Genomic DNA, 22,429 nt, shown 5'->3' with positions numbered 1-22,429 from the left:
AGATGTTATTGAGGTGCGGTGAATTGCGCCATGATGCGAAAGCGCCACGTGGGATCTTTCTCATGCCTCCAGCCCGGTTTCACCTCGGCGCTGAAAAGCTCAACGGGCACGCCGAGGGGGACTTGGTCAGAAGCCGGTTTGTAGGTCACGCTGCGTGTGCCGCCATTCACACCCGCGCCGTAGCTGCCCGTGCGGCGGTCGGCACGGCCATCATGCGTGGTGGTGACCGAGACGAAGACGGAGTGATCGGCGGTATGCACGTAGCCAAGGGCAAAGCTTGTGGAGGCAGGCACGGCATCGCTGGGAATGTCGTGCTTTTTGACCAGCTTGCCATCCTTCTCCGCCTCGATCCAGAAGCGCCCCAGCACCGCTTCAGGAAAGGTGAACGACAGTCGCTCAAAGGTGATGCTCAGGTCGCGCAGTTCCTCAGGTGTCGTCTCGGTGCGTTTGACGCTGCCCACCGGATCTGCCGCAAGGCACATGGAGGCGAAGATCAGCAGCAGCGCTGCGACAATGAACGATGCAGATTTCATGGCTGGTAGGTGTCGAGGAAATTGCCGACCACATTGCCCTCTTCGGTGCCGTCGGGTTTGGAGATCAGCCAGTCGAGCATTTCGGACTCGGCAAAGGTGTAGGCATCCCCACGCTTGAAACCTTCCACGTCCAGGATGTCGCTCGCGATGATACCCGAGACCTTGTCGTGGGTAATGCTGCGCACCTCGATGAAGACCTGCTCCACATTTCCTTTCTTGTCGTGCAGGCGAGTGGTGAGGAAGAAAACATGCCTGGGGGGCAGGCCAGCCAGAAACCGCTTCTTTGCATCCGGATACGTGGCGCGCGCCTTGGCCACGTAAGGAGCAATGGCTCTGTCGAGCGCCGCAAATTTCTCGGCTTCTGAGTGGACCGGTTTGTCCTTGGGCGCATTGGGAGCCAGCGGTGACTGCGCGAATATCGCGGGAACGAAGAGGGCGAAGAAGAGGAGCGCTATTTTCATGAAGTGACGACTCAAGGCTAATTCCAGTCCGTGTAGAGACAGACGCCGACGCTCGAAGGGCCCGCAGTCCAGGTCTGAACCGACAAACCATCGGCCGTCGGTGAACTGCAATGATAGGTGGCGGTGGGCCGCCCGGACATCCACGAGCGTTTGACACGGTATTGCGGGTTGCGGGGAAAGATCGATGAAAACGACGTAGTGTCGGTATCAATCACACGAAGCTGGGAGAGAAAAACAGGAAGATCGCTCACGGGAATCTCAAAGCTCGAAGCCGCCCCACAGTCCGAACAAATTCGCATCCACGCATCGCCCCGGCACTCGATGCCTGAAACGGAGGCCGGGAGAGTGAGGCCATGCTCACGATGAATCCGGGACGCAGAGTCTCCGAAAAACGGCGTCAGCCCCCCAATCGCAAGAGCGATCAGCACCAGGGAGGCAAGGACAGCTAGCGTTGTTTTCATTCGTCAAAGATGGATGGCGCAGGGCTGGATGTCTCTCGTAGGAGGTTGGCGGAGACCCGTTGCTGTGATATGCCACGACATGACTCCCTTTGTCGAGACGAATTCGGATGTGACAAACGGCTGACGCTTCCCCACATCGCCGCCTCTATTCGTTGAAACAATCAGCAATCATCGTCAGCACAGCATCGTTGCAGGCCTTGGCATTGGCCTGATTGCAGGTGACCAGGATGGCGGAGTCTTTGGCCGGAACGAGCCATGCGGTCACCATCCACATCGTATTGCTGCCGTTGTGGGTCAGAGCACGGCCACCGGCCCACGGCTGGCCGTCGGCGATGATCCAGCCCATGGCGTATTTCGGCTCGCCAGCGGCGGGCGTGTGCAGCTTCTCCAGGGTGGCAGGTTTCACCAGCTTGATCTTGGCGGAGGGAAGCTGGGCCGCGGCAAACTTGGCCCAGTCTTCGATGGAGCAGTGCACGGTGCCGGCAGGACCGATGGCAGCGGGATTGTCGGCTTCGGGACCGGGCTCAACGGGCGAGCCATCGGCTTTGTGGCCACGAGGCTGGTCATTTTTCGCCGCGCTGCCGGGTGCGCCAAAGCCTGCGGAAGTCATCCCGAGGGGGCGGAAAATCTTCTCACGCATGAGGTCCTCCCAGGATTTGCCGGTGACCTTCTCGGCCATGTGTCCGGCCATGGCGTAGCCGGCATTAGAGTAGATGTATTTACCGCCCGGCGCCGCTTCAGGCGGCTTGGAGGTAACCTCCTTCAGGAGCAGCCGGCGTGCGCTCGTCGCAGAGCCCTGATGCTGACGAAGCCTGCCCCAAAGCTCATCCTTTTCGAGGGCACCAGGCGCACCACCGCGGTGCGTGAGAAGCTGCTCAAGCGTGACGGCCTGATATTCCGGACGCATGCTCTTTTTCAGCTCGGGAAACGTTTCGCCGAGGGTCTGAGTCCACTTCAGTTTCCCTTCATCAACCAGGATGCCGCAGAGAAAGGCGGTCATCGCCTTCGTGTCAGAACCGAGATGAAACAGGTCATTGGCAGCGAGCTTGTCTCCCCTGCCCCGCGTGCGCACACCAGCAATACCTAGCGCCACGATTTCGCCTTTACGAACCACGACGGCAGCCATCCCCGGCAGGTCATTTTTCTGAATGATGGGCCCGAGGAGTGATGAGACATCCTTCGGCGGCGAAGCAGCACGGACAGAACTGAAGGCCAGGGAGAGCGAGGCGAGGATGACTGCGGATATTGTTTTCATATGCCTATACCTGCCGGAAACGGTGCTCATGGTTACAATCATTTTCCAAATGAAGCGGGCGACATTGAACGTGCGCTGCTGGCCTCAGACAACTCGGATTTGCTTTAACCTTGGCACACCGCACTTCGCTGCTAGCATCCGCGCCTTAACTTATGAATCGCAAACGCCTTGGCCGCACGGGAATCGTTGTCACTGACATCTGCATGGGAACCATGACCTTTGGTCTGCAGGCCGATGAGGAGACGTCCTTTGAAATCATGGACCGCGCGCTGGAGGCGGGCATCGATTTCTTCGACACTGCGGAGCTCTATCCAGTGCCCCCAAGCGCGGAGCTGTTCGGTGTCACCGAGCAGATCGTTGGCAAATGGCTCAAAGGGCAGAAGCGCGGCGAGATCATCATCGCTTCGAAAGTCACCGGCCCGGGGCACGGCTGGTTCCGCCCGCCGGTACGCGGCGGCTTCACGGCGCTGGACCGTCGCCAGATCTTCCAGGCCTGCGAGGACAGCCTGCGCCGCCTGCAGACCGATTACATCGACCTGTATCAGACGCATTGGCCAGACCACGGTATGCAACAGGAGGAGACGCTGGGCGCACTGACCGATCTCATCGACCAAGGGAAAATCCGCGCCTGGGGCGGCAGCAATGAGACCTGCTGGGGCGTGATGAAAAACCTCTGGGAAGCCGAGAAGCACGGGCTGGCCCGCATGGCCACCGTGCAGAACAATTTCTCCCTCATCAACCGCCGCTGCGAAAGCGAGCTGGCCCAGGTCTGCCGCAAAGAAGGCGTGAGCCTCCTGCCCTACTCGCCGCTGGGTGGCGGCGTACTCTGCGGCAAGTACAACGGCGGCGCCCTGCCCAAAGGCGCGCGCTTCACCGACTACATCCAAAACGGCGGCCCACGCCAGAAGCTCATGGCGGCCCGCTTCGTGAACGAGCGCAGCCTCGAGACCACCGCGCGCCTGCAAGTCATCGCCCGGGACCTCGGCGTCAGCGTCACCGCACTCGCCCTCGCCTGGAGCAAGCAGCACGACTTCGTCGCCTCCACCATCGTCGGCGCCACCACCGTCGCCCAATTGAACGAAAGCCTCGCCGCCGCTGATCTCGTCCTTAGCGCCGAAACCCTCGCCCGCATCAATGCGATCGATGCCGAGATCCCCTGCGCGATGACGGAGGACGGGCTGCGGAGGCTGTGAGAACGGTGGCGCGAGGTCTGGGAAAGTAGTTCAGAGCTTTAGCTCGGTCTGGGAAGCATCGCGCTCCTCCAGACCGAGCTGAAGCTCTCAACTACTTTAAAAAGGCATTGCGCTGTCCGCCTGCATTTGCTGGAATCGCTTTTCTCCCACTCCACACCTCTCCCGCCATGACTGAGACCACCTCCGGCAAAGCCGACATGAAACTCTTCTGGGCCTGCTTCATCGCCCTGGTCGCCACCTCTTTTGTCTTTGGGGTGCGCGCCAACACGATCGGCGAGCTGCAAAACAGCTTCAATCTCTCCGAAGCGCAGAAGGGAGCCATCAATGGCGCGGGCATGTGGCCCTTTGCACTGAGCATCATCTTCTTCAGCCTCATCATCGACCGTATCGGCTACAAGACGGTCGCGATGTTTGCCGCCATCTGCCATGTCGTCTCGCTAGTGCTCACCCTGCGCGCCTCAGGTTATGAAGACTTCTATTGGAGCTCGCTGCTCGTCGCGGTGGCCAATGGCACGGTGGAGTCCTTCATCAATCCGGTCGTCGCCACGGTCTTCAGCAAAAACAAATCGAAATGGCTGAACATCCTGCACGCCGGCTGGCCTGCGGGTCTGGCACTGGGTGCTCTTTTCTGCGCTCTGCTGCCAGAAACAAAACTGTTCTTCGGTGCAGTATGGCAGTTCCGCTTCGCTCTGTGCTTCATCCCCGTGGTGCTCTACACCCTGCTCATCCTGCCGCGCACATTCCCGGTGAACGAGCGCGTGGCTGCCGGTGTGAGCTACCGCGACATGCTGAAGGAAGTCGGTGCCGTGGGCAGTTTCATGATCGGCTCTCTCGTTTACTGCGCCGTCGTGCAGATGATGGGAAAAGAGGTGGCTCTGCGCGAGACCCTCATCGCCGGTCTGGTGCTGGGCGCGGCCACGGGATTCTACACCCGCTCCCTTGGCAACTGGCTCTTCATCGTCGTTCTCATCACCATCGGACCGCTGGCCACCACGGAGCTGGGCACCGATGGCTGGATGCCGGAGCTGCTCAAGCTCAGCGGCCCTGACTTCCCGAACTTCGCCACCTGGATCTTTGTGTACGTCTCCGTCATCATGACGGTGCTGCGCTTTTACGCCGGGCCGATCGTTCACCGATTCTCGCCCATCGGCCTCATGGTCATCAGCGCGGCCATCGCCATCACCGGCCTGCTGTTCCTCTCAAACGCCACGGGCTGGGCTATCCTCGGCGCCGCCACCGTGTATGGCTTGGGCAAGACCTTCCTGTGGAGCACCACGCTGGGCCTCACCGCCGAGCAGTTCCCCAAAGGCGGCGCCCTCACCCTCAATGGCGTCTCCGCCGTCGGCGTGCTTTTCCTCGGCGTCCTCGGCAGCCCGTACATCGGTCACAAGCAGGACCTCGACATGGATCACCGCCTAGCAGCCGCGGAGCACAGCACCCTGTATTCCCAAATCAAAGGCCAGCCCAAGGACGGCATCTTCGGCAAGGCCCCCACCCTCGATCAGGAAAAGATCAAGGCCCTCCCTGCGCCTCAGGTTCAGGAACTGGAAACCGTGCAGGCCGCCAGCAAGCGCAGCGTCTTCACCACCATCGCCATCCTTCCCACTTTCATGCTGATCTGCTATCTCGGCATGTTCCTCTGGTTCAAATCGCGCGGCGGCTACCAGCCCGTCGCCATTTCTGAAGACCATTGATTTACCGCCCTGCCGTGAGCAAGAAATCCAAGTCTGCCGGAATCCATTGGCTCAAAAAAATCGAGGAGCACGACTACCCTGCGGCCCAGTCCTACCTCCTGCTGCTGTATGACAAGAAGCAGGTCAAAAAAATCATCAGCCAGCTGAAGGTGGCGGAGGTCACCCAGTTCAAATCCAGGGACATCTTCCGCGCCTCCGGCCTCTCGCTGCTCGGCGTCAGCAATTCCCACGTGGAAAAGGACAGCAAGAAAATCCGGGACGGCAAGGCGCTCTCCCCTTTGCTCCTCGTTCGCGATCCGCTCCACGGGAAGGTCATCATCGCGGACGGCTACCACCGTCTCTGCGCCATTTACAACTTTGACGAAGACGCCTGGATTCACTGTAAGATTGTGTGATCGCGCAGCGATAAGGCAGCGCACACTTGAAAAGCGTTCACGGCAGGAGGGTCGGTTCCACGGATGCACTCTGCGGTTCCTGTTCGCAGAGCATTCTGGCGGCTTCTCAACCTTGAGAACACTTTTTCCTTGTCGCAAGAAGGTGTGGCACCTAAAACTCGCCCGCCTCCGAAACCATCCCACCCAACCTATCAACACACACTCCACTCCTCTATGAGCAGCGAAAACAATCGAATGAGACTACTCTGGGCCGGCTTCATGGCCATTCTCGCGGCCGGCGTCGGCTTCGCCATCCGCGGCGGTATCTTTGACAACTGGGCGAAGGAGTTTGGATTCACAGGGGCACAGCTCGGCGCCATTGGCGGCATGGGCTTCAACGGCTTCTGCTTCGGCATCATCCTCGGCGGTGTCGTTGTTGACAAGATCGGCTACGGCAAGCTCGTCGTGGTGGCCTTCCTCCTGCACATCATCTCGGCGCTCGTCACTTTCACCGCCAGCGGCAGCAGCGCCTTCATGGTGCTCTCCCTCGGCATGTTCATCTTTGCTTTTGCGAACGGCACTCTGGAAGCCGTGGCCAACCCGCTGGTGGCCACCCTGTTCCCTGAAAACCGCACGCATTACCTCAACATCCTGCACGCCTCCTGGCCTGCCGGCATGGTGATCGGCGTGATCATCGGCTGGTTCTTGGACGACAAGATGGAGATCAACTGGCGCATCCAGCTCGCGCTCTACCTCATCCCGACCGTGATCTACGGCCTCATGTTCATGGGCCAGAAATTCCCCCAATCCGCCGCTGCTGCCAAGGGTGTCAGCTTTGGCGACATGCTCAAAGACGTGGGCATCCTCGGCGGTGCCGTGGCCTGTTTCCTCCTTTCCTTCTTTGCGGAAGGCTTCTTTAAGGACGTGCTCAGCGTGGAGCCTGGTCTGGCCAAGAACCTCGGCTACGCCACTGGTGGTGTCGTGCTGATCGCCGTGGGCGTGCTCACCAAGTTCTCGCTGGGTTCCCTGGTGCTCTTCGTCCTCTTCGTCACCCACGCCCTCGTCGGCGCTGTGGAACTCGGCACGGACGGCTGGATCCAGAACATCACCGGCAATCTCTTCACCCCCGAGCAGGGCAAAGCCCTCTTCCTCTGGACTTCCGCCATCATGTTCGGCCTGCGCTTCTGCGCCCATTGGATTGAGAAAACGCTCAAGCTTTCCCCCGTCGGCCTGCTTTGCGTCTGCGCAGCCCTCGCCTGCGGCGGCCTGACCATGGCCTCCGGCATGAACACCTTCACCACCGCCCTCATCGCTCTGGGCGTTTATGCCTTCGGCAAGACCTTCTTCTGGCCCACGATGCTGGCAGTCGCCTCTGACCGCTTCCCGCGCACGGGTGCCGTCGCCATCTCCATCATGGGTGGCATCGGCATGCTTTCCGCTGGCATCATTGGTGGCCCAGGCCTCGGCTACACGAAGGACCGCTTCGCTGGTGAGTCCCTGAAAGCCTCCAATCCTGCCCTCTATGAAACCTATAAGGCTGCTGCTCCGAGCAAGTTCCTCAATCTCGACGCCACTGCCGCTATCGGTCTTGACGGCAAGAAGCTCTCCGAAGCCAAAGACGCCAAGGAGAAGACCGCCGATCAGCTCGCCGTGGTGGCAGCCGACCAGCAAGGTGACCGTAAGACCCTGAAGTTCGACTCCTATATCCCAGGCACCATGGCGGTGATCTACCTCCTGCTGCTGCTCTACTTCAAGTCCATCGGCGGCTACAAGCCTCTGACCATCGACGAAGAAGAAGCGGCCGCGAAAGCCTGATTCTGATTCCATCTCTCCCCACGCGGCGTCCCTTCACCGGGACGCCGTTTTTATTTCCCGACGGGTGCAAGAAACTTGAAACTTCGAACCTTAAACTTCAAACTCTGACACCCATGCCCACCTACGTATACGAAACCATCCCCCAGTTTGAAGGCGAGCCCACCAAGCGCTTCGAAGTCCGCCAGAGCATGAAAGACGCCGCCCTCACCCAGCACCCGGACAGCGGGCAGCCCATCCGCCGCGTGCCCATTGGTGGCACAGGCATCATGGGTGGCAGCAGCGGTGGTGGCTCCCAGGCCTCAGGCGGTGGTGGATCGTGCGGCAGTGGGTGTGGCTGCCATTGATAGTGGTCCGCTCAGTCCTCTGAGCGGAACGCCAGCCCCAGGATGCGCGAGCCACACCGGCCTGCGCAGAATCCAGTTCCCAGCCCCTGATGCGGAAATTTGGATAAAAAGATAACACTGGCTCACTCGATCCGCTCAGAGGACTGAGCGGACCACTATGAGGCGACATTCCACGGCCTGTGGATTTTGCAATGCGCCACAAAAGCACCATGCCATTCCGCTTTTTCAATCCGGCAGAGCGCACGACGATCACCCACGGCCATCTGCCACATTGGGATCAAGCGGAAGCCACCTATTTCATCACCTGGCGCACGGCAGATTCCATGCCCCAGGATGTCTGGCTTAAATGGAGGCATGAGCGCGATGGCTGGCTGCTGGTGCATGGCATCTCGCCCCTAGCCAAAGACTGGCGCAGGCAGGTTGAAGACCTTGCTGAGGACGAGAGGAACGACTTCCGCCAATTCTCCCGCAGGCTGGAGCATGAGATGGACGCCTGCCACGGCGAATGCCTTCTGCGGCGGCCCGCACTCGCACAGCATGTGTCAGACACACTTCGCTTTTTTGATGGCTCACGCTACAGGCTGGGGGACTTCGTCATCATGCCCAACCATGTGCACCTGCTCGTCGGCGGTCTGGCGCGGCAGTCGATGCTTAAACAAGTGGCCTCTTGGAAAAAGTGGTCGGCTTTGAAGATCAACGAAGCTTTGGGGCGAAGCGGCAGGTTCTGGCAGGACGAGAGCTTTGATCACTTGGTGCGGCATCAGGCTTCATTCGACAAGCTGCGGAGTTACATCGCTGAGAACCCACAAAGAGCAGATTTGAACAAAGGTGAGTTCCTCTACTGGCGGCGCGAATGAAGGACGCGAAGTCCCCATAGTGGTCCGCTCAGTCCTCTGAGCGGCACGGAAGGCCCAGGATGGGCGAGCCACACCGGCATGTGCAGAATCCCAGTATCCAGCCCCTCACGCGGAAATTGGGGTGAAAAGAGAACGCTGGCCCACTCGAACCGCACAAAGGATTGTGCGGACCACTATCAGCCGCCCTCGCTGTCTTTCTCTTCCTCAGGCACTGACTGCTTGGAATCCGCTTCTTCGTTCGCGGCAGCTACCGCCCCCTTCCTCCCCAGCCGCGCCGCATAAAACCCGTCAAACGCACCGGTCTCCGGTGTGCGGTGCAGTTCCTCCTCCAGCGTCCACTCCTCACTGTGCTTCGCCAAAAAGGCCTTCACCTGCTGCTCATTCTCGCTCGGCAGGATGCTGCACGTGGCATACACCAGCTTGCCACCGGGCACCACCATGCGGCTGTAGCTCTCCAGAATCTCAGCCTGCAGCGCGATCAGGCGGTCGATCTCCGCATCGCTCAGCTTCCACTTCGCGTCCGGATTCCGGCGCAGCACGCCGAGGCCTGAGCACGGCACATCCAGCAGCACACGGTCAGCCTTCTGCGCCAGACGCTTCACCGTCTTTGAGCCTTCGATCTCCCGCGCTTCGATGATGTCCACCCCGGCACGCGAGGCGCGCTTGCGCAGTTCCGCCAGCTTCCACGCATGCACATCCATCGCGAGCAGCTTGCCCTTGTTGCGCATGATCGCCGCGATGTGCAGCGCCTTGCCACCACCACCCGCGCAGGCATCGATCACCCGCATGCCAGGCTCCGGCTGCAAAAACGGCGCGATGAGCTGGGACGCCGCGTCCTGCACTTCAAACAGCCCGGCCTTGTAGGACGCCGTGCCAAACAGATTCGCCCGCTGCTTCAGCCGCAGCGCACTCGGCACCTGCTCCACCGCCTCGGTCTCATAGCCTTCCTGGCCCAGTTTCTCCCGCAGAGAACGGCGGTCGTTTTTGAGCGTGTTCACCCGCATGAAGACATCCGCGGGCACGTTCAGCGCCTCGCGCAGCGCAGGCCAGTTCGCCCCCAGCTCCTTGCTGCCCCGCGCCTCCAGCCAGTCCGGGATCGCGGCACGGATGGCTGGCGGAGCGCCATCCTTGGCACGCTTCAAAACATCCCCCGGCTTCACCTCCGGCGCGTTTTCATCTTTCGGCAGGTCACGCCCGTTGGTGATCCAGTAGGCCGCCCACACACGCCACAGCCTCTCCGGGGTGATGTTCTCCGGCTGCGTGTGCTCCTCGTCCGGCAGTCCGGCCAGAAACCAGAACCAGCGCCACCAGCGCACGCATTCATAAATGGACTCCGCAAAAATGCGCCGGTCACGGCTGCCCCACTTGCGGTGCCGCTTGAAGGTGAATTCGATCACCTTGTCCGCATATCTTTTGCCCACAAACACCTCTCCCAGTGAGAGAATGATTTCGTCGAGCAGATGGGGAGGGAGTTTCATGGGACAAGAGACATGGCGCAGTCGTATCCCCTGCACAACTGCCACCGCCAAGAAATCACTGGCCCCTGCGTGGAACCAGATTACTCTCAGCCACCCCCAGACATGCCCACAGAGTTCGATATTCAATACGCCCTGGAAAACACCCAGGTGCTCCATGAGCCGGACCGCCGCATCGACACCTTCGGCAGCACCCATTTCGAGTTCCAGATCGTCACGGAACTCATGGACTCCGTCGGCGCCGTGCGCGTGCGCGAAGGCCGCATCGAGGCCGAGAAGCCCCTCATCCTGCGCCCTGAAATGCCCGGCCAGTTTGACTTCGAAGGCTTCGGCCCTGAAGTGGCCGGCTTCGGCGACTTCCTGCGGGACAATCTTCACAAGCTCGCCATCCTCAAATACGGCTTCAAATTCCGCAAAGGCGAGATCAGCGAGCAGATCATCCATGAGTCCATGGAGGAGGTCACCGGCAAGCTGCTTGACAACATCCGCGCCTCCGGCAACCCCATGCGCGCGGTCATTCAGGGCGTGGACGACACCTGGGAAATCTGCCTCCTCAAGTTCACCGTTGAAATGATCGAAAAGTCCCAGAACATCAACCTTTTCGATTTCAAACGCCGCGGCCTGCTGGGCTGAGCATCGTTTCTTGATTTCACGCAATGGCCAAGACCCAGATCAAACTGCTGATTTTCCTCATCACCGTGGGCCTGGTGGCTGGCACCCTCGGCATGGGCTACTGGGTTTACACCAACATCCTGCTGAAAGAAAGCCAGGTCGAGCAGGACATCGCCTCCATGAAGGCCGTGGACCGCCCGCGCATTGATCCCGGCCTGCGCCGCTTCGAGGCCGCCGTCGATCTCATCCAGCATGGCAAGACCGAGGAAGGCCTGGATGCGCTCTACAAGCTCCGCAAGCAGTTCCCGGACTCCGCCACCTGCCCTGAGGCCATGCGCATCATCGGGGAGATCAACATGGACCAGCTTTTCTCCCCCAATTCCAAGGCGGGCAAAAAGGACTACATCGTCCAGCCGGGAGACTCGCTCAATCTCATCGCCGGCAAGCAGGGCACCACCGTGGACTCCATCATCCGCAGCAGCGGGCTCATGAGTTTCAATCTTCAGCCCGGCGACCACCTCACCATCATCCCGATGGATTTCCATCTCGGCGTTTACGTCGCCAAAAAGCAGGTCATCCTCCTGCGCAAAGTCGGAGACGTGGAGTACCCCTTCAAAGTGTATGAGGCCAAGGACATCCGCCTCCCGCCCGGCACACGCCTGCCAGTGGAAATGACCATCGCGGCCAAAAACTCCGTCTTTGATGGCAAGCCGGTCACCTCCACGGAGGCCAACTACCTGGAAGCGGAAAAGTGGATCGCCGGCACCAAGCCAGGCGTCAACATCCGCACTCCCCCGGTCGCACGTGCCACCCCCGTCGAAGAGCCGGCCAAGGCGCCTGCCAAAGGTTCCGCTTCTAAAAAATCAAACGCTCCTGTGGCCGCATCAACGCCAGTGCCAGCGCCAGCCCCCGCTTCTGCCTCGGCTCCTGCGGCCGTCCCCGCCCCTGCCCCCGTGCTGGAGACCGGCATTTTCCTTGCCCGTGAAGACATTGAAGAACTCTTTGCTCTCGTCCGAAGAGGGTCAAAGTTGAGCCTCGTGAGATAGACTCTCCCACCCCTTTCCCCCAACCGACCGCCATGAAACAAGTTTTGGAATTCGAAAAGCCCATCGTCAAAATCCGCGAAGAAATCGAGGAGGCCAAAAAGAAGCTCGCCGCCAAGCCCAGCGACAAGCTCGCCCAGCAGATCGCCGACATGGAAGCCAAGGCCGAAAACCTTCAGCGCGATATCCATGCCAATCTCTCCCCCTGGCAGCGTGTGCAGATCTCCCGCCACATCGGCCGCCCCTTCATGCTCGACTACGTGAAGCACATCTGCGATGAGTTCGTGGAGCTGCACGGAGACCGCCACATCGGCGATGACAACGCCATGCCCGCCGGCTTTGCCACCATCGGCGGACAGCGCGTGGCCATCCTCGGCCACCAGAAAGGCCGTGACACCAAGGAAAACCTGCTTCGCAACTTCGGCAGCGCCCACCCTGAAGGCTACCGCAAAGCCCTCCGCCTCATGCGCATGGCGGAGAAGTTCAGCCTTCCCATCATCACCCTGATCGACACCCCCGGAGCCTTCCCAGGCATCGGCGCGGAAGAGCGCAACATCGCCGAAGCCATCGCCTTCAACCTGCGCGAGATGATGACCCTGCGCACCCCCGTCATCGCCACCGTCATTGGTGAAGGCGGCAGCGGCGGCGCTCTCGGCATCGGCATTGCGGACAAGGTGCTCATGATGGAAAACGCCTACTACTCCGTCATCAGCCCCGAAGGCTGCGCCGCCATTCTTTGGAAGCACCGCGAGCACGCTCCTGAAGCCGCCTCCGCCCTCAAGCTCAGCGCCCAGGACCTTTCCAAGCTCGGCATCATCGACGGCATCGTCCCCGAGCCACTCGGCGGCGCGCACAATGACCACTTCGCAGCGGCCAGCGCCCTCAAGGAAGCTCTTCTCGCCACCATCAAGGAACTCAACGCCGTCCCCACCGCCCAGCTTCTGGAGCAGCGCTACCAGAAGTTCCGCGCCCTCGGCCAGTTCACCGAAGGCTGAAGAAGAAGCGGTCAAAAAGACTCACAGGAAAAAGGCGGGGATTTCGAAAGCAGGTCCGCATGGGACACCTTTGAAACATCGCAGAGGAATCACGGACAGTTTTTATCCGAACCTGCAGAACTCACCATTCTGCTTTTGAATAAAGATGAGGCTTACCTTTAAAAGGCTCTCAGCCTATCAAAGCCATGCGCCGCCTTCTGCACCCGATCGTTCTGTTCCTCACTGCCACCCCCGGTTTCTTCATCGAAGCTGCGGAAACGCCGAAAAAGAAACCTCAGGCCCCGGCTGCCCTCCCTGAAGTCGTGATCACCGCGACCCGAAGCGCCACCCCACTCTCCCAGGTGCCCGCTGCGGTTAAGACCTTGGACAAAAAGCAGATGGAGGAACGGCTCACGCGCACGTTCCCGGAAGCCTTGCGGGAAACACCCGGCGTGTCCATCCAGAAAACCTCCAACGGCCAGGGTTCTCCTTTCATCCGCGGATTCACCGGCTTTCGCAATCTCATGATGATTGACGGCATCCGTTTCAACAATTCCACCTTTCGTGACGGCCCGAACCAGTACTGGAACACCATCGACCAGTATGCGCTTGATCACGTCGAAGTCCTTCCCTCGCAAGGCTCCGTGCTCTACGGCAGCGACGCCGTAGGCGGCACCGTCAATGCCTTCACCAAAGGCTCCGGCTATCTGAGCGAGGCCGAAGGCGGCTTCTTCTCCCATGGCCGCGCCGACTACCGCTACTCCACGGCGGAGCACAGCAACGTGGAGCACCTCGAGTCCAGCATCGGACAGGGGCAGAAGTGGGGGCTGCATGCCGGTGTCACCCTCAGCCAGTTTGGCAACGTCGTGGACGGCAGCGGCCGCCTCCAGCGCAATACCGGCTACGATCAATGGGCTTTCAATGTCCGCCTGGATGTGGCGCTGGATGATCAGTGGACCTTCACCGCCGCGCACCAGCAGCTCCGCCAGAACGATGTCTGGCGCACGCATTCCACCACCTCGGGTGTTTCATTTGAAGGCACTGCCGTGGGCACCGACCGCGTGCGTCTTTTTGACCAGCAGCGCAGCCTTTCCTACGTCCGCCTCGCCGGCAGGGACCTGAACAGCTTCGTTGACACCGCCAGCCTTACGATTTCCCTGCAGACGGCCAATGAAAACCAGTTCCGCGTCACCGGACCCGGTGTGCGCTCCTACAATGTGGTGGACCTCAGCACCCTCGGCGCTGACCTTGAATTCACCAGCGACTCCCCCGTCGGCACCTGGGTTTACGGTGTCGATTTCTATGAGGACTTCGTGCAGTCCCACGCCTCGGACAATCCCTTCCAGGGAGCCGTGGCGGACAACTCCACCTACAGCCTGCTCGGCGTTCATATTCAGGACGCCATCGATCTCGGCGAACGCGTCCACATCTTCATCGGCGAGCGCTTCACCCATGCCACCGCCAGACTCGGCAGCTTCCAGGACCCCTTCACCCTCGCGCAGCGGTCCTTTGCCGAAAGCTGGAACAACTTCTCCGGCAGCCTCCGCTTCGTCATTGATCTCGACCAAAAGGACCGCTTCTCACTCTTTGGCGGCGTCTCGCAGGCCTTCCGCGCCCCCAATCTTTCAGACCTCTCCCGTTTCGATGTCGCCCTCTCCGGACGCAAGGAAACTCCCGCCACCGATCTCTCGCCAGAAAAATACCTGACCTATGAGATCGGTCTCAAGGCAAACACGGAAAACGTCAGCGCCTCGCTCGCGTACTTTTACACCCAGCTGGACAATCTCATCATCCGCCGTTCCACCGCCGTCCCTCTGCAGGATACCAAGGCCAACGGCGGCGATGGCTTCATGCAGGGCATCGAGTTTTCCACACGCTGGCGGCTCGACAAACATTGGAGCCTCTTTGGCCATGTGGCCTGGGTGGAAGGCGAGGCGGATCAGTTCATCGGCACCACCACCCAGAAACGCCGCGAGCCATTGGGCAAGATCGCGCCTCTCGTCGGCTACGCAGGCGTGCGCTGGCAGACCGCAGACAGCCGCTTTTGGACCGAGTTTGTCGGCCTCACTTACGGCGAGGCCGGGCGCATGAATACTTCCGACCAGCTCGACACCCAGCGCATTCCGCCCAATGGCACTTCATCGTTCCTCCTTCTCACCCTGCGCGGAGGCTACTCAGTGAACCAGAACCTCATCCTCACCGCCTCCTTGGACAACCTCTTGAATCAGACTTACCGCTATCATGGTTCCGGCTCCAACGAACCCGGCTTCGGCGCCAATCTTGGCGTGACGGTAAAATTCTAGCCCTGCCTCTTCTCCTCTTTGGCGCGCCGCAGCCATCCGCTGCGGTGCTTCACGCATCCACCACCCGCAGCGCTGACTCCGCGGACGCGTCCCGCATCACCTGGCTCGTCAGCCCCGCAATGCTGAACTTTCCAGCCGGCGGTGTCTGCACCGCCGCATCTCGCGCGGCGATGTCCCACTCCAGCCGCACATATTCCGCGATCACATTCGTCAGGCTCAGCTGGAAAAAATGCCCCACTGCCGCCCACACGATGGCGATGTGCCCGTCACACTTTCCCTGCTCCACCGCCTCGCGCAGCCTCCCCAGCACCCCCTGGTAGCGCGCATGTTTGGTCGATTTGAGCAGCACCGCACCCGCCAGCAGACTTCGCTGGCAGGCTTCATGCGGCAGCTGGGACGAGAGCCTGGCATCGGCCGCCATCAGCCCCGCCAGATCATTTGCATGGGCGCTCCGCCAGGCAGACTTCAGCGCCGGGCCGAGCGCCTCGCGCAGGCAGCCTTCCGCAAACTCGTTCCATTCAGCGGCCTCACCGGCCAGCAGCGTCTCCAGCCGGGCGCGCACGCTGCCCAGCATCCATTTCACCCAGTCCAGGCCGCGGGACCAGTCTTCGATAATCTGCTGATCATCCGCCTTGTCATGCGGCGCAGGCAGCAGCGTGATGGTTGGCAGCATGTGCAGTTTCATCTTCACAGGAACTCTCTCCACTGCTCCGCGCTGCGCTGTTCATTCCTTCGTTGCATGAGGTCAATCATCGCACGAACTATGCCTCTCCCGCCGCATTGCGCGAACAGAATACTTTTCATGAGCCAGGCCTCCACACTTGACACCTCCACTCCCTGGTATGCCTGCCAGCGCTGCGGCAACTGCTGCCGCTGGCCCGGAGATGTCCGTGTCACTGACGATGAGATCACCCGCATCGCCGCCTTTTTGGACATGCCTCGCATCGACTTCGTCGAGCAGTGCACCCGCCTCAATGCCAACCGCACCGGCCTCAGCATCATCGACAAGCCCAATGGAGAGTGCCTGTTCCTGGAAGGCGTGAACATCTGCCGCATCCAGCCCGTGAAGCCCCTGCAATGCGAAGGGTTCCCCAATACCTGGAACTTCCCCGGCTGGCGCGAGCAATGTGAAGCCATCGAGGCTCCCCGCCCCGCCGGGGCCTGACGCCTCCCCGGCCCCCGCAATCCGAAGCATCCGGAGCCCCCCTCCTGGACGATGCTTTAGCGATATGTTTGGTCCCTGGTCAGTCATTCGCACCGCCCTCCAGCATCTCAGCAGTGTTGTCTGGCTGCTCGCAGACACCGTGCAGGAGATGGCGGACCGCGTTGTGCGTGGGCGCATGCCTTTCCGTCTCGCCATCTTCTTTGAGCAGACAGACCGCGCAGGCGTCGGCTCCATTGGCCTGGTTTCGCTGGTCTCGTTTTTCATCGGCCTCACCATGGCCCTGCTCACCGGCTACCAGCTTCAGACTTTCGGCCAGGAGCGCCTCGTCCCCGGCCTCGTCGGCATCTCGTTCACGCGCGAGCTCGGCCCGCTGATGACCGGCATCATGGTCGCGGCACGCATCGGCGCGGCCTACACCGCGGAACTCGGCACCATGACGGTTTCAGAGGAGGTGGAGGCCATCGAGGCCATGGGCATCGGGCCGCTGCGCTTTCTGGTGGGCCCGCGTGTGCTCGCTGTTCTTCTTCTGCTCCCCTGTCTCGTCGTGGTTTCAGACTTCACCGCCATGGTCGGTGCCGCACTCATCTCACGCTGGGCTTTTGACATCCCCATCCGCCACTTCTTTGACTCCGCCCTGGAGAGCATGCTCATCCGGGACATCGTCGCCGGTGTGGTCAAGAGCTGCCTGTTTGGTCTCATCATCGGCCTCGTCGCCTGCTACAAAGGCCTCTGCGTTCGCGGTGGCGCCGCGGGCGTGGGCGCCTCCACCACCAACAGCGTCGTCATCTCCATCACCATCGTGATCGCGTTCGACACCCTGAGCAACATCGTGCTCGTCTCTCTTTTCAACTCATGAACGAGACCTCCAAACCTGTCGTGGAACTGCGCGACGTGCGCCTGCGTTTCGACTCCAAAGAGGTGCTCGAAGGCGTGACTCTCTCCGTCCCTCCCCAGGCACGTCTCGTCGTGCTGGGTCAGTCCGGCAGCGGCAAGAGCACGCTGCTGCGCCTCATCATGGGCCTGCTCAAGCCCAGCGGCGGAGAGGTCACGTTCAACAATCTCAAGGTCAGCCGCATGGGCCGCCTGCGCCTCAACCGCATGCGCCGGAAGATCGGCATGGTTTACCAGTACAGCGCCTTGATCAGCTCCCTCAACGTGCGGGACAATCTCGCTCTTCCCCTGGAGGAGCTCACGACAAAGTCCCGTTCGGAGATCGACCGGCTCGTGGACGAAAAGCTGGCCCTCGTCGGCATGTCGGACGCACGCGACAAAATGCCTGCCGAGCTCAGCGGCGGCATGCGCAAGCGCATCGGCCTCGCCCGCGGCATCATCATGGATCCCGAGTTGATCCTCTATGACGAGCCCACCGCCGGGCTGGATCCCGTCATCAGCGCGGTCATCGACGAGCTCATCATCAGCCTCAGTGAAAAGATCGGCGCCACCTCCATCGTCGTCACTCACGAGATGGGCAGCGCCTTCAAAGTCGCCACGCACATGGCCATGCTCTACAAGGGCAGGATCATCGCGGACGACACCCCTGAGGCCTTCAAAGCATCCACAGACCCGGTGGTCGCCCAGTTCATCGCGGGAGACACCCAGGGTCCCATCCTCCAGTCCTCACAGTCATGACCATCTTCCGCAATGAAATCCGCACAGGCATCCTCGTCATCGTGACACTCGTGGCGCTCGTCTGCCTGCTCCTCTACCTCGGCGCGCCCGGCGTCTTCGTTTCCCAGAAGAAGTTTCGCATCTATCTGGACAATGCCTCCAGCCTCACCCCCGGCGCCCCCGTGCTCCTCGCCGGCCGCAGGATCGGCCGCGTGGTGGAGCTTTACTCCCCCGTGCCTGAAAAGGAGCGCCCCTCCCCGGGCATGGAAACCCTGGTGGAGATCGAGGTGAACAGCTCCGCCAAAATCTACAACAAGGTCAAAGCCCGCATGACCCTCCCCAGCCTTCTCGGCAAACCGGTCATCGATTTCACCACCGGTGAAGAGTCCAGCGGTCTCGCCCCCGAAAACACAGCGTTTGTCGGCGAGCGCCAGCCAGGCCTTGCGGATGCAGTCCCCACCCTGCTGGAGAAACTGGATCCCGCCCTCAAAAAAGCCACCGACACCTTCGACGGCCTTCAAAAGACAGCGGACAATCTCAACCAGCTGACAAAGGAAAACTCAGATCTGCCCAAGGCTCTCGCTGAGTTCAAAAAGTTCACCACTCATCTCAATGAAGTCATCGGCCCGGACGGAGCTTTGCGCGGCTCGCTGGAAAACATCCGCCGCCTCACTGCCGACGATGGCAAGCTCGGCCTCGCCCTGGAGCAGTTCAAGAACCTCACCGGCCCTGACAGCGATCTCGCCAAGACTCTCGCTCACGCGGAAAAATTCACCGGCAAGCTCGAACAAAATGAGGACATCGATGCCACCCTGCACAATCTCCGCATCGCGACTGCGAATCTCGACCGCCAGTTCAAGCAGGTCACCGGCAAACTCAGCGACACTGCTGAGAATCTCAAGGAAGGCAGCGACACTCTCAAACACCAGCCGTGGCGCCTCATCTGGCCCAGCACCAAAAAATACCCCGACGAAAACATCGTGCCTCGCGCGCCCGGGTCATCTTCCAAATCCTCCGGCAGCTCCTCATCCGCGGGCCATCATGATTCGGACTCCGGTTCAAAGCTCAAGCATCCCCTGTTCCGCTTTTACTCCACACCGCATTAGCCGCGCCCGTCAGGACAGCCCGGACACCGGCTTCTCCCACAGCACCAGCTTTTTGTAGCTGTAGGGCTTGCACAGCACCACCTTGTTCACCTCCGTGCGGATCACCGCAAACTTGTGGTAGTCTTCCGTCTCGCAGTATTTGCGGTAATAGGCCTTCGACTTCCCCGGCATCTGGTCCCAGTAACGCTTTGCCGCATCACCTTCCAGCACACGTGTGCGCCCTGATAGATAGACGATGGTTTCCAGAGACGGGCACGCAAACATCCACTCCGCCTGCGGATTGAGGCGCAGAAATTCCACCTTCTGCGACGTCGGTGCAGTGATCGAGATGATCTCCTCCAGATCCGGCGTCACCTGCGTCGTCATCCATGCCGAATGCGGCAGCCCTTCCGTGTCTGAGGTGGCCAGCACCGCCGTGCGGCTTTTCATCACCAGCTGCGCGGCATCGCGTGAGATTTCATTTTCTATTTTCACGTTCAAACAAACACCGCCCGCGCGCTTCTGTCTCCGCACCGCTTGCCCATGTGCACGCCTTTTTTGCAGATCACCGCTTTACTCATCCTGCCGCCCGTGCATGACATCTGCCGCATGAAGCAGCAGACCATCGTCACCCTTGATCTCGAAGGCGTTCTCGTCCCCGAAATCTGGATCGCCTTTGCCGAAAAGACCGGCATCCAGGAACTCCGCCGCACCACCCGCGACGAGCCGGACTATGACGTGCTCATGAAGGGCCGCCTCAAGATCCTCGACGAGCATAACCTCAAGCTGGCGGACATCCAGGAAGTCATCGGCACCCTCTCGCCCCTCGCCGGTGCCAGGGAGTTTCTCGACGAGCTCCGCTCCTTCACCCAGGTCATCATTCTCAGCGACACCTTCGCAGAGTTTGCCCAGCCCCTCATGCGTCAGCTCGGCTGGCCCACCATTTTCTGCCATCAGCTCGAAGTCGCCGCGGACGGCCGCATCGTGGACTACAAGCTGCGCCAGCCGAACCAGAAGCAGCTCTCCGTGGCCGCATTGAAAGGCCTGAACTACCGCGTCATCGCCGCCGGAGATTCCTTCAATGACACCACCATGCTGGGTGAGGCCGACGTGGGTTTCTTCTTCCACTCCCCCGCCAGCATCCAGGCGCAGTTCCCGCAGTTCAAACCGTTCGATGATTATAACGATCTGCTGGCTGCGATGAAGGCGGTGCTTTGAAGCTTCGTTGCCACGAGTCGATTTCGCGTCCAGAATGCGGGCTCGTTTCACGCCCGCTCATGCCTCAGCTTCATCTCCAGCCCGACTTCGCCACTTTTCAATCGCTCGCGCAGCAGGGCAATCTCGTGCCCGTAATGGCCGAACTCGCCGCCGATTACGAAACGCCGCTCTCCGCTTTCCAAAAGATCCATGATGGCCGCTGCGCCTTCCTGCTGGAGTCCGCGGAGCTCACTCAGCATTCGGGGCGTTACTCCCTTCTCGGCAGTTCGCCGCGCATCATCTTCACCGCCCGTGGCCGTGAAATCGAAATCGAGGAACGCGGCAAAAAACGCAGCTACACCACCGCTGGCGATCCTCTGACGGAGCTGCAGGATCTCATGCGCCCCTTCACCCCGCTCGAAGCCCAGCCCCTGCCAGTCTTCCACGGCGGCGCTGTCGGTTACCTGGCCTATGACATGGTGCGCTTCTTCGAGCCCTCGCTTTCACCACCGCCCAAAGATGAACTCGGCCTGCCGGACATGGTCTTCATGGTCACGGACACCGTCCTCGTCTTCGATCACCGCACCCGCCGCATGTCCATCGTGGCCAATGTGCACACAGATGAGCATGCCACGCTTGAAGCCGCCTACGAGTGGGCGCGTCAGCAGATCGCGGATGTGATTGGCAAACTGGAAAAGCCGCTCACCGCAAAGCCGCTGCAAACCTTCGCTCCCGTGGGCGATCTCCCGCCCCCCGTCAGCAACACCACCCGCGAAGAGTATGAGGCGATGGTGCTGAAGATGAAGGAATACATCGGCGCCGGAGACATCTTCCAGGGCGTCCCTTCCCAGCGCTTCGAGACCGAGTACACCGGCAGCACGCTGGATCTCTTCCGCGCTCTCCGTCACGTCAATCCCAGCCCCTACATGTTCTGCCTCGACTTCCCGCAGGGCTTTGCACTCGTCGGAAGTTCGCCGGAGGTGCATGTGAAGTGCATGAACGGCCGCATCGACATCCGCCCCATCGCCGGCACACGCTGGAGGGGCAAGACTCCCGCCGAAGATGATGCGCTGGCCCAGGAACTGCTCAATGACCCCAAGGAACGCGCCGAGCACATCATGCTCGTCGATCTCGCACGCAATGACGTCGGACGTGTGGCCGACTACGGCACCGTGCGTGTCAGCGATCTCATGATCATCGAGCGCTACTCTCACGTGATGCACATCGTCTCAAACGTGGACGGTCACCTGCGCGATGACAAGACCGCCTACGACGTCATGCGCGCCACCTTCCCCGCCGGCACTGTCAGCGGCTCGCCCAAGGTTCGCGCCATGGAGATCATCAACGAGTGCGAGAAGAGCAAGCGCAACGCTTATGCCGGCGCCGTCGGCTACTTCGGCTTTGATGGCAACCTCGACTCCTGCATCGCTCTGCGCACCTGCGTGGTGAAGGATGGCAAAGCCTATGTGCAGGCGGGTGCGGGAGTTGTCGCAGACTCCGTTCCTGCCTCCGAGTATCAGGAGACGGTCAACAAAGCCACCGGCATGCTGCGCGCGATTCAATGGGCGCGTCAGTTGAGCGCATCGTGAGCTCATGGAGTTGCTCACATTCTAATCACAGACTGATCACACAGTTGCTCACAATGCGCGCATGCCATCACTCACAAACAGAGAACCCCCCGGCATGCGGAGCCGGAGGGTTCTGTTTGGCGATCCAGCAACCAACAACGATGGAGGACCGATTGGCACGAAATGCTTTAGCTGAGGAAGCTTGCAAACGTGGCCCACGAGTTGCCTCGAAGACGCTCACATGTTAAAAAGTTTTGTCCCTCCCGTCAACCTGCCCACCCTTCTTTTGCAAAAAGAAACCGCTGAGTCTCAGATTTGAGAGCCCAAATCACCCCTTTGTTCTCAAAAATTTAGCAAAACGTGCCTTGACACCTCCTTTGTAACTTAGGCCCTTTCACTACTCACCCGAACA

At 60.6% G+C, this 22,429-nt stretch carries 23 protein-coding genes; 16 read left to right on the top strand and 7 right to left on the bottom strand.

The window, feature by feature from the left end; translation table 11 throughout:
• Positions 1–5 precede the first annotated feature (5 nt).
• The 4 genes from ACILSR_RS05300 to ACILSR_RS05285 all read right to left on the bottom strand — a co-directional run bounded on the left by ACILSR_RS05300 (position 6) and on the right by ACILSR_RS05285 (position 2,710).
• Positions 6–533: a hypothetical protein gene (locus tag ACILSR_RS05300; RefSeq protein WP_395748687.1), complete on the bottom strand. Its 528-nt coding sequence runs from the start codon at positions 531–533 to the stop codon at positions 6–8.
• Positions 530–994: a DUF2314 domain-containing protein gene (locus ACILSR_RS05295; protein ID WP_395748686.1), complete on the bottom strand. Its 465-nt coding sequence runs from the start codon at positions 992–994 to the stop codon at positions 530–532. Before ACILSR_RS05295 ends, ACILSR_RS05300 begins: the two co-directional genes overlap by 4 nt.
• Positions 995–1,011: 17 nt before the next feature.
• A complete protein-coding gene (locus ACILSR_RS05290; RefSeq protein WP_395748685.1) occupies positions 1,012–1,455 on the bottom strand; it encodes a hypothetical protein in 444 nt (147 codons plus the stop codon).
• Positions 1,456–1,600: 145 nt separating this feature from the next.
• Complete coding sequence (locus tag ACILSR_RS05285; protein ID WP_395748684.1) at positions 1,601–2,710, bottom strand: serine hydrolase domain-containing protein; 1,110 nt, start codon at positions 2,708–2,710, stop codon at positions 1,601–1,603.
• A gap of 152 nt (positions 2,711–2,862) precedes the next feature.
• Here ACILSR_RS05285 and ACILSR_RS05280 point away from each other — a divergent pair, with 152 nt between their 5' ends.
• From ACILSR_RS05280 to ACILSR_RS05255, 6 genes are all read left to right on the top strand, one after another.
• Positions 2,863–3,903, top strand: a complete 1,041-nt coding sequence (locus ACILSR_RS05280) for an aldo/keto reductase (protein WP_395748683.1) — start codon at positions 2,863–2,865, stop codon at positions 3,901–3,903.
• Positions 3,904–4,070: 167 nt separating this feature from the next.
• Positions 4,071–5,597 (top strand): MFS transporter, encoded by a 1,527-nt coding sequence (locus tag ACILSR_RS05275; RefSeq protein ID WP_395748682.1) that lies wholly within the window; start codon positions 4,071–4,073, stop codon positions 5,595–5,597.
• Positions 5,598–5,611: 14 nt separating this feature from the next.
• Entirely contained in the window at positions 5,612–5,992 is a 381-nt protein-coding gene (locus tag ACILSR_RS05270) for a hypothetical protein (RefSeq protein ID WP_395748681.1), read from the top strand.
• A gap of 234 nt (positions 5,993–6,226) precedes the next feature.
• A complete protein-coding gene (locus ACILSR_RS05265) occupies positions 6,227–7,786 on the top strand; it encodes an MFS transporter (protein WP_395748680.1) in 1,560 nt (519 codons plus the stop codon).
• A gap of 113 nt (positions 7,787–7,899) precedes the next feature.
• Positions 7,900–8,130, top strand: a complete 231-nt coding sequence (locus tag ACILSR_RS05260) for a zinc ribbon domain-containing protein (RefSeq protein WP_395748679.1) — start codon at positions 7,900–7,902, stop codon at positions 8,128–8,130.
• A gap of 209 nt (positions 8,131–8,339) precedes the next feature.
• Positions 8,340–8,987, top strand: coding sequence for a transposase (locus tag ACILSR_RS05255; protein WP_395748678.1), 648 nt, complete (start codon positions 8,340–8,342; stop codon positions 8,985–8,987).
• 176 nt (positions 8,988–9,163) lie between these two features.
• Here ACILSR_RS05255 and ACILSR_RS05250 read toward each other — a convergent pair whose 3' ends face one another.
• Positions 9,164–10,465 carry an RsmB/NOP family class I SAM-dependent RNA methyltransferase gene (locus ACILSR_RS05250; protein WP_395748677.1) on the bottom strand — a complete coding sequence of 434 codons (1,302 nt, stop codon included), beginning with the start codon at positions 10,463–10,465 and terminating at the stop codon, positions 9,164–9,166.
• Positions 10,466–10,567: 102 nt separating this feature from the next.
• Here ACILSR_RS05250 and ACILSR_RS05245 point away from each other — a divergent pair, with 102 nt between their 5' ends.
• The 4 genes from ACILSR_RS05245 to ACILSR_RS05230 all read left to right on the top strand — a co-directional run bounded on the left by ACILSR_RS05245 (position 10,568) and on the right by ACILSR_RS05230 (position 15,394).
• Positions 10,568–11,095 carry a hypothetical protein gene (locus ACILSR_RS05245; protein WP_395748676.1) on the top strand — a complete coding sequence of 176 codons (528 nt, stop codon included), beginning with the start codon at positions 10,568–10,570 and terminating at the stop codon, positions 11,093–11,095.
• 23 nt (positions 11,096–11,118) lie between these two features.
• Positions 11,119–12,120: a LysM peptidoglycan-binding domain-containing protein gene (locus ACILSR_RS05240; protein ID WP_395748675.1), complete on the top strand. Its 1,002-nt coding sequence runs from the start codon at positions 11,119–11,121 to the stop codon at positions 12,118–12,120.
• A gap of 32 nt (positions 12,121–12,152) precedes the next feature.
• Positions 12,153–13,112: an acetyl-CoA carboxylase carboxyltransferase subunit alpha gene (locus ACILSR_RS05235; RefSeq protein ID WP_395748674.1), complete on the top strand. Its 960-nt coding sequence runs from the start codon at positions 12,153–12,155 to the stop codon at positions 13,110–13,112.
• 185 nt (positions 13,113–13,297) lie between these two features.
• Positions 13,298–15,394 (top strand): TonB-dependent receptor plug domain-containing protein, encoded by a 2,097-nt coding sequence (locus ACILSR_RS05230; RefSeq protein WP_395748673.1) that lies wholly within the window; start codon positions 13,298–13,300, stop codon positions 15,392–15,394.
• 49 nt (positions 15,395–15,443) lie between these two features.
• Here the strand turns inward: ACILSR_RS05230 and ACILSR_RS05225 are convergent, their stop codons facing one another.
• The gene (locus tag ACILSR_RS05225) at positions 15,444–16,079 is read right to left on the bottom strand and encodes an urease accessory UreF family protein (protein WP_395748672.1); all 636 of its coding nucleotides are present in this window, start codon (positions 16,077–16,079) and stop codon (positions 15,444–15,446) included.
• Between the two features lie 117 nt (positions 16,080–16,196).
• On the opposite strand from ACILSR_RS05225, the gene ACILSR_RS05220 reads away from it, so the two are divergent.
• The 4 genes from ACILSR_RS05220 to ACILSR_RS05205 all read left to right on the top strand — a co-directional run bounded on the left by ACILSR_RS05220 (position 16,197) and on the right by ACILSR_RS05205 (position 19,273).
• Positions 16,197–16,559, top strand: a complete 363-nt coding sequence (locus ACILSR_RS05220) for a YkgJ family cysteine cluster protein (RefSeq protein WP_395748671.1) — start codon at positions 16,197–16,199, stop codon at positions 16,557–16,559.
• A 64-nt stretch (positions 16,560–16,623) separates the two neighbouring features.
• Entirely contained in the window at positions 16,624–17,415 is a 792-nt protein-coding gene (locus ACILSR_RS05215) for an MlaE family ABC transporter permease (protein ID WP_395748670.1), read from the top strand.
• The gene (locus ACILSR_RS05210; RefSeq protein WP_395748669.1) at positions 17,412–18,188 is read left to right on the top strand and encodes an ABC transporter ATP-binding protein; all 777 of its coding nucleotides are present in this window, start codon (positions 17,412–17,414) and stop codon (positions 18,186–18,188) included. Before ACILSR_RS05215 ends, ACILSR_RS05210 begins: the two co-directional genes overlap by 4 nt.
• Entirely contained in the window at positions 18,185–19,273 is a 1,089-nt protein-coding gene (locus ACILSR_RS05205) for an MlaD family protein (protein ID WP_395748668.1), read from the top strand. Before ACILSR_RS05210 ends, ACILSR_RS05205 begins: the two co-directional genes overlap by 4 nt.
• 9 nt (positions 19,274–19,282) lie before the next feature.
• On the opposite strand, the gene ACILSR_RS05200 is transcribed toward ACILSR_RS05205, so the two are convergent.
• On the bottom strand, positions 19,283–19,747 hold the full coding sequence (locus ACILSR_RS05200) for a pyridoxamine 5'-phosphate oxidase family protein (protein ID WP_395748667.1): 465 nt from the start codon (positions 19,745–19,747) through the stop codon (positions 19,283–19,285).
• A 114-nt stretch (positions 19,748–19,861) separates the two neighbouring features.
• Here ACILSR_RS05200 and thrH point away from each other — a divergent pair, with 114 nt between their 5' ends.
• A complete protein-coding gene (gene thrH / locus ACILSR_RS05195) occupies positions 19,862–20,470 on the top strand; it encodes a bifunctional phosphoserine phosphatase/homoserine phosphotransferase ThrH (protein ID WP_395748963.1) in 609 nt (202 codons plus the stop codon).
• A gap of 59 nt (positions 20,471–20,529) precedes the next feature.
• Positions 20,530–22,038 carry an anthranilate synthase component I gene (gene trpE / locus ACILSR_RS05190; protein WP_395748666.1) on the top strand — a complete coding sequence of 503 codons (1,509 nt, stop codon included), beginning with the start codon at positions 20,530–20,532 and terminating at the stop codon, positions 22,036–22,038.
• Positions 22,039–22,429: the final 391 nt, after the last annotated feature.

This window comes from Prosthecobacter sp. (assembly GCF_044222565.1).
In the GTDB taxonomy this organism is placed as follows: Bacteria; Verrucomicrobiota; Verrucomicrobiia; order Verrucomicrobiales; family Verrucomicrobiaceae; genus Prosthecobacter.
This window is presented reverse-complemented; position numbering and strand designations above follow the sequence as displayed.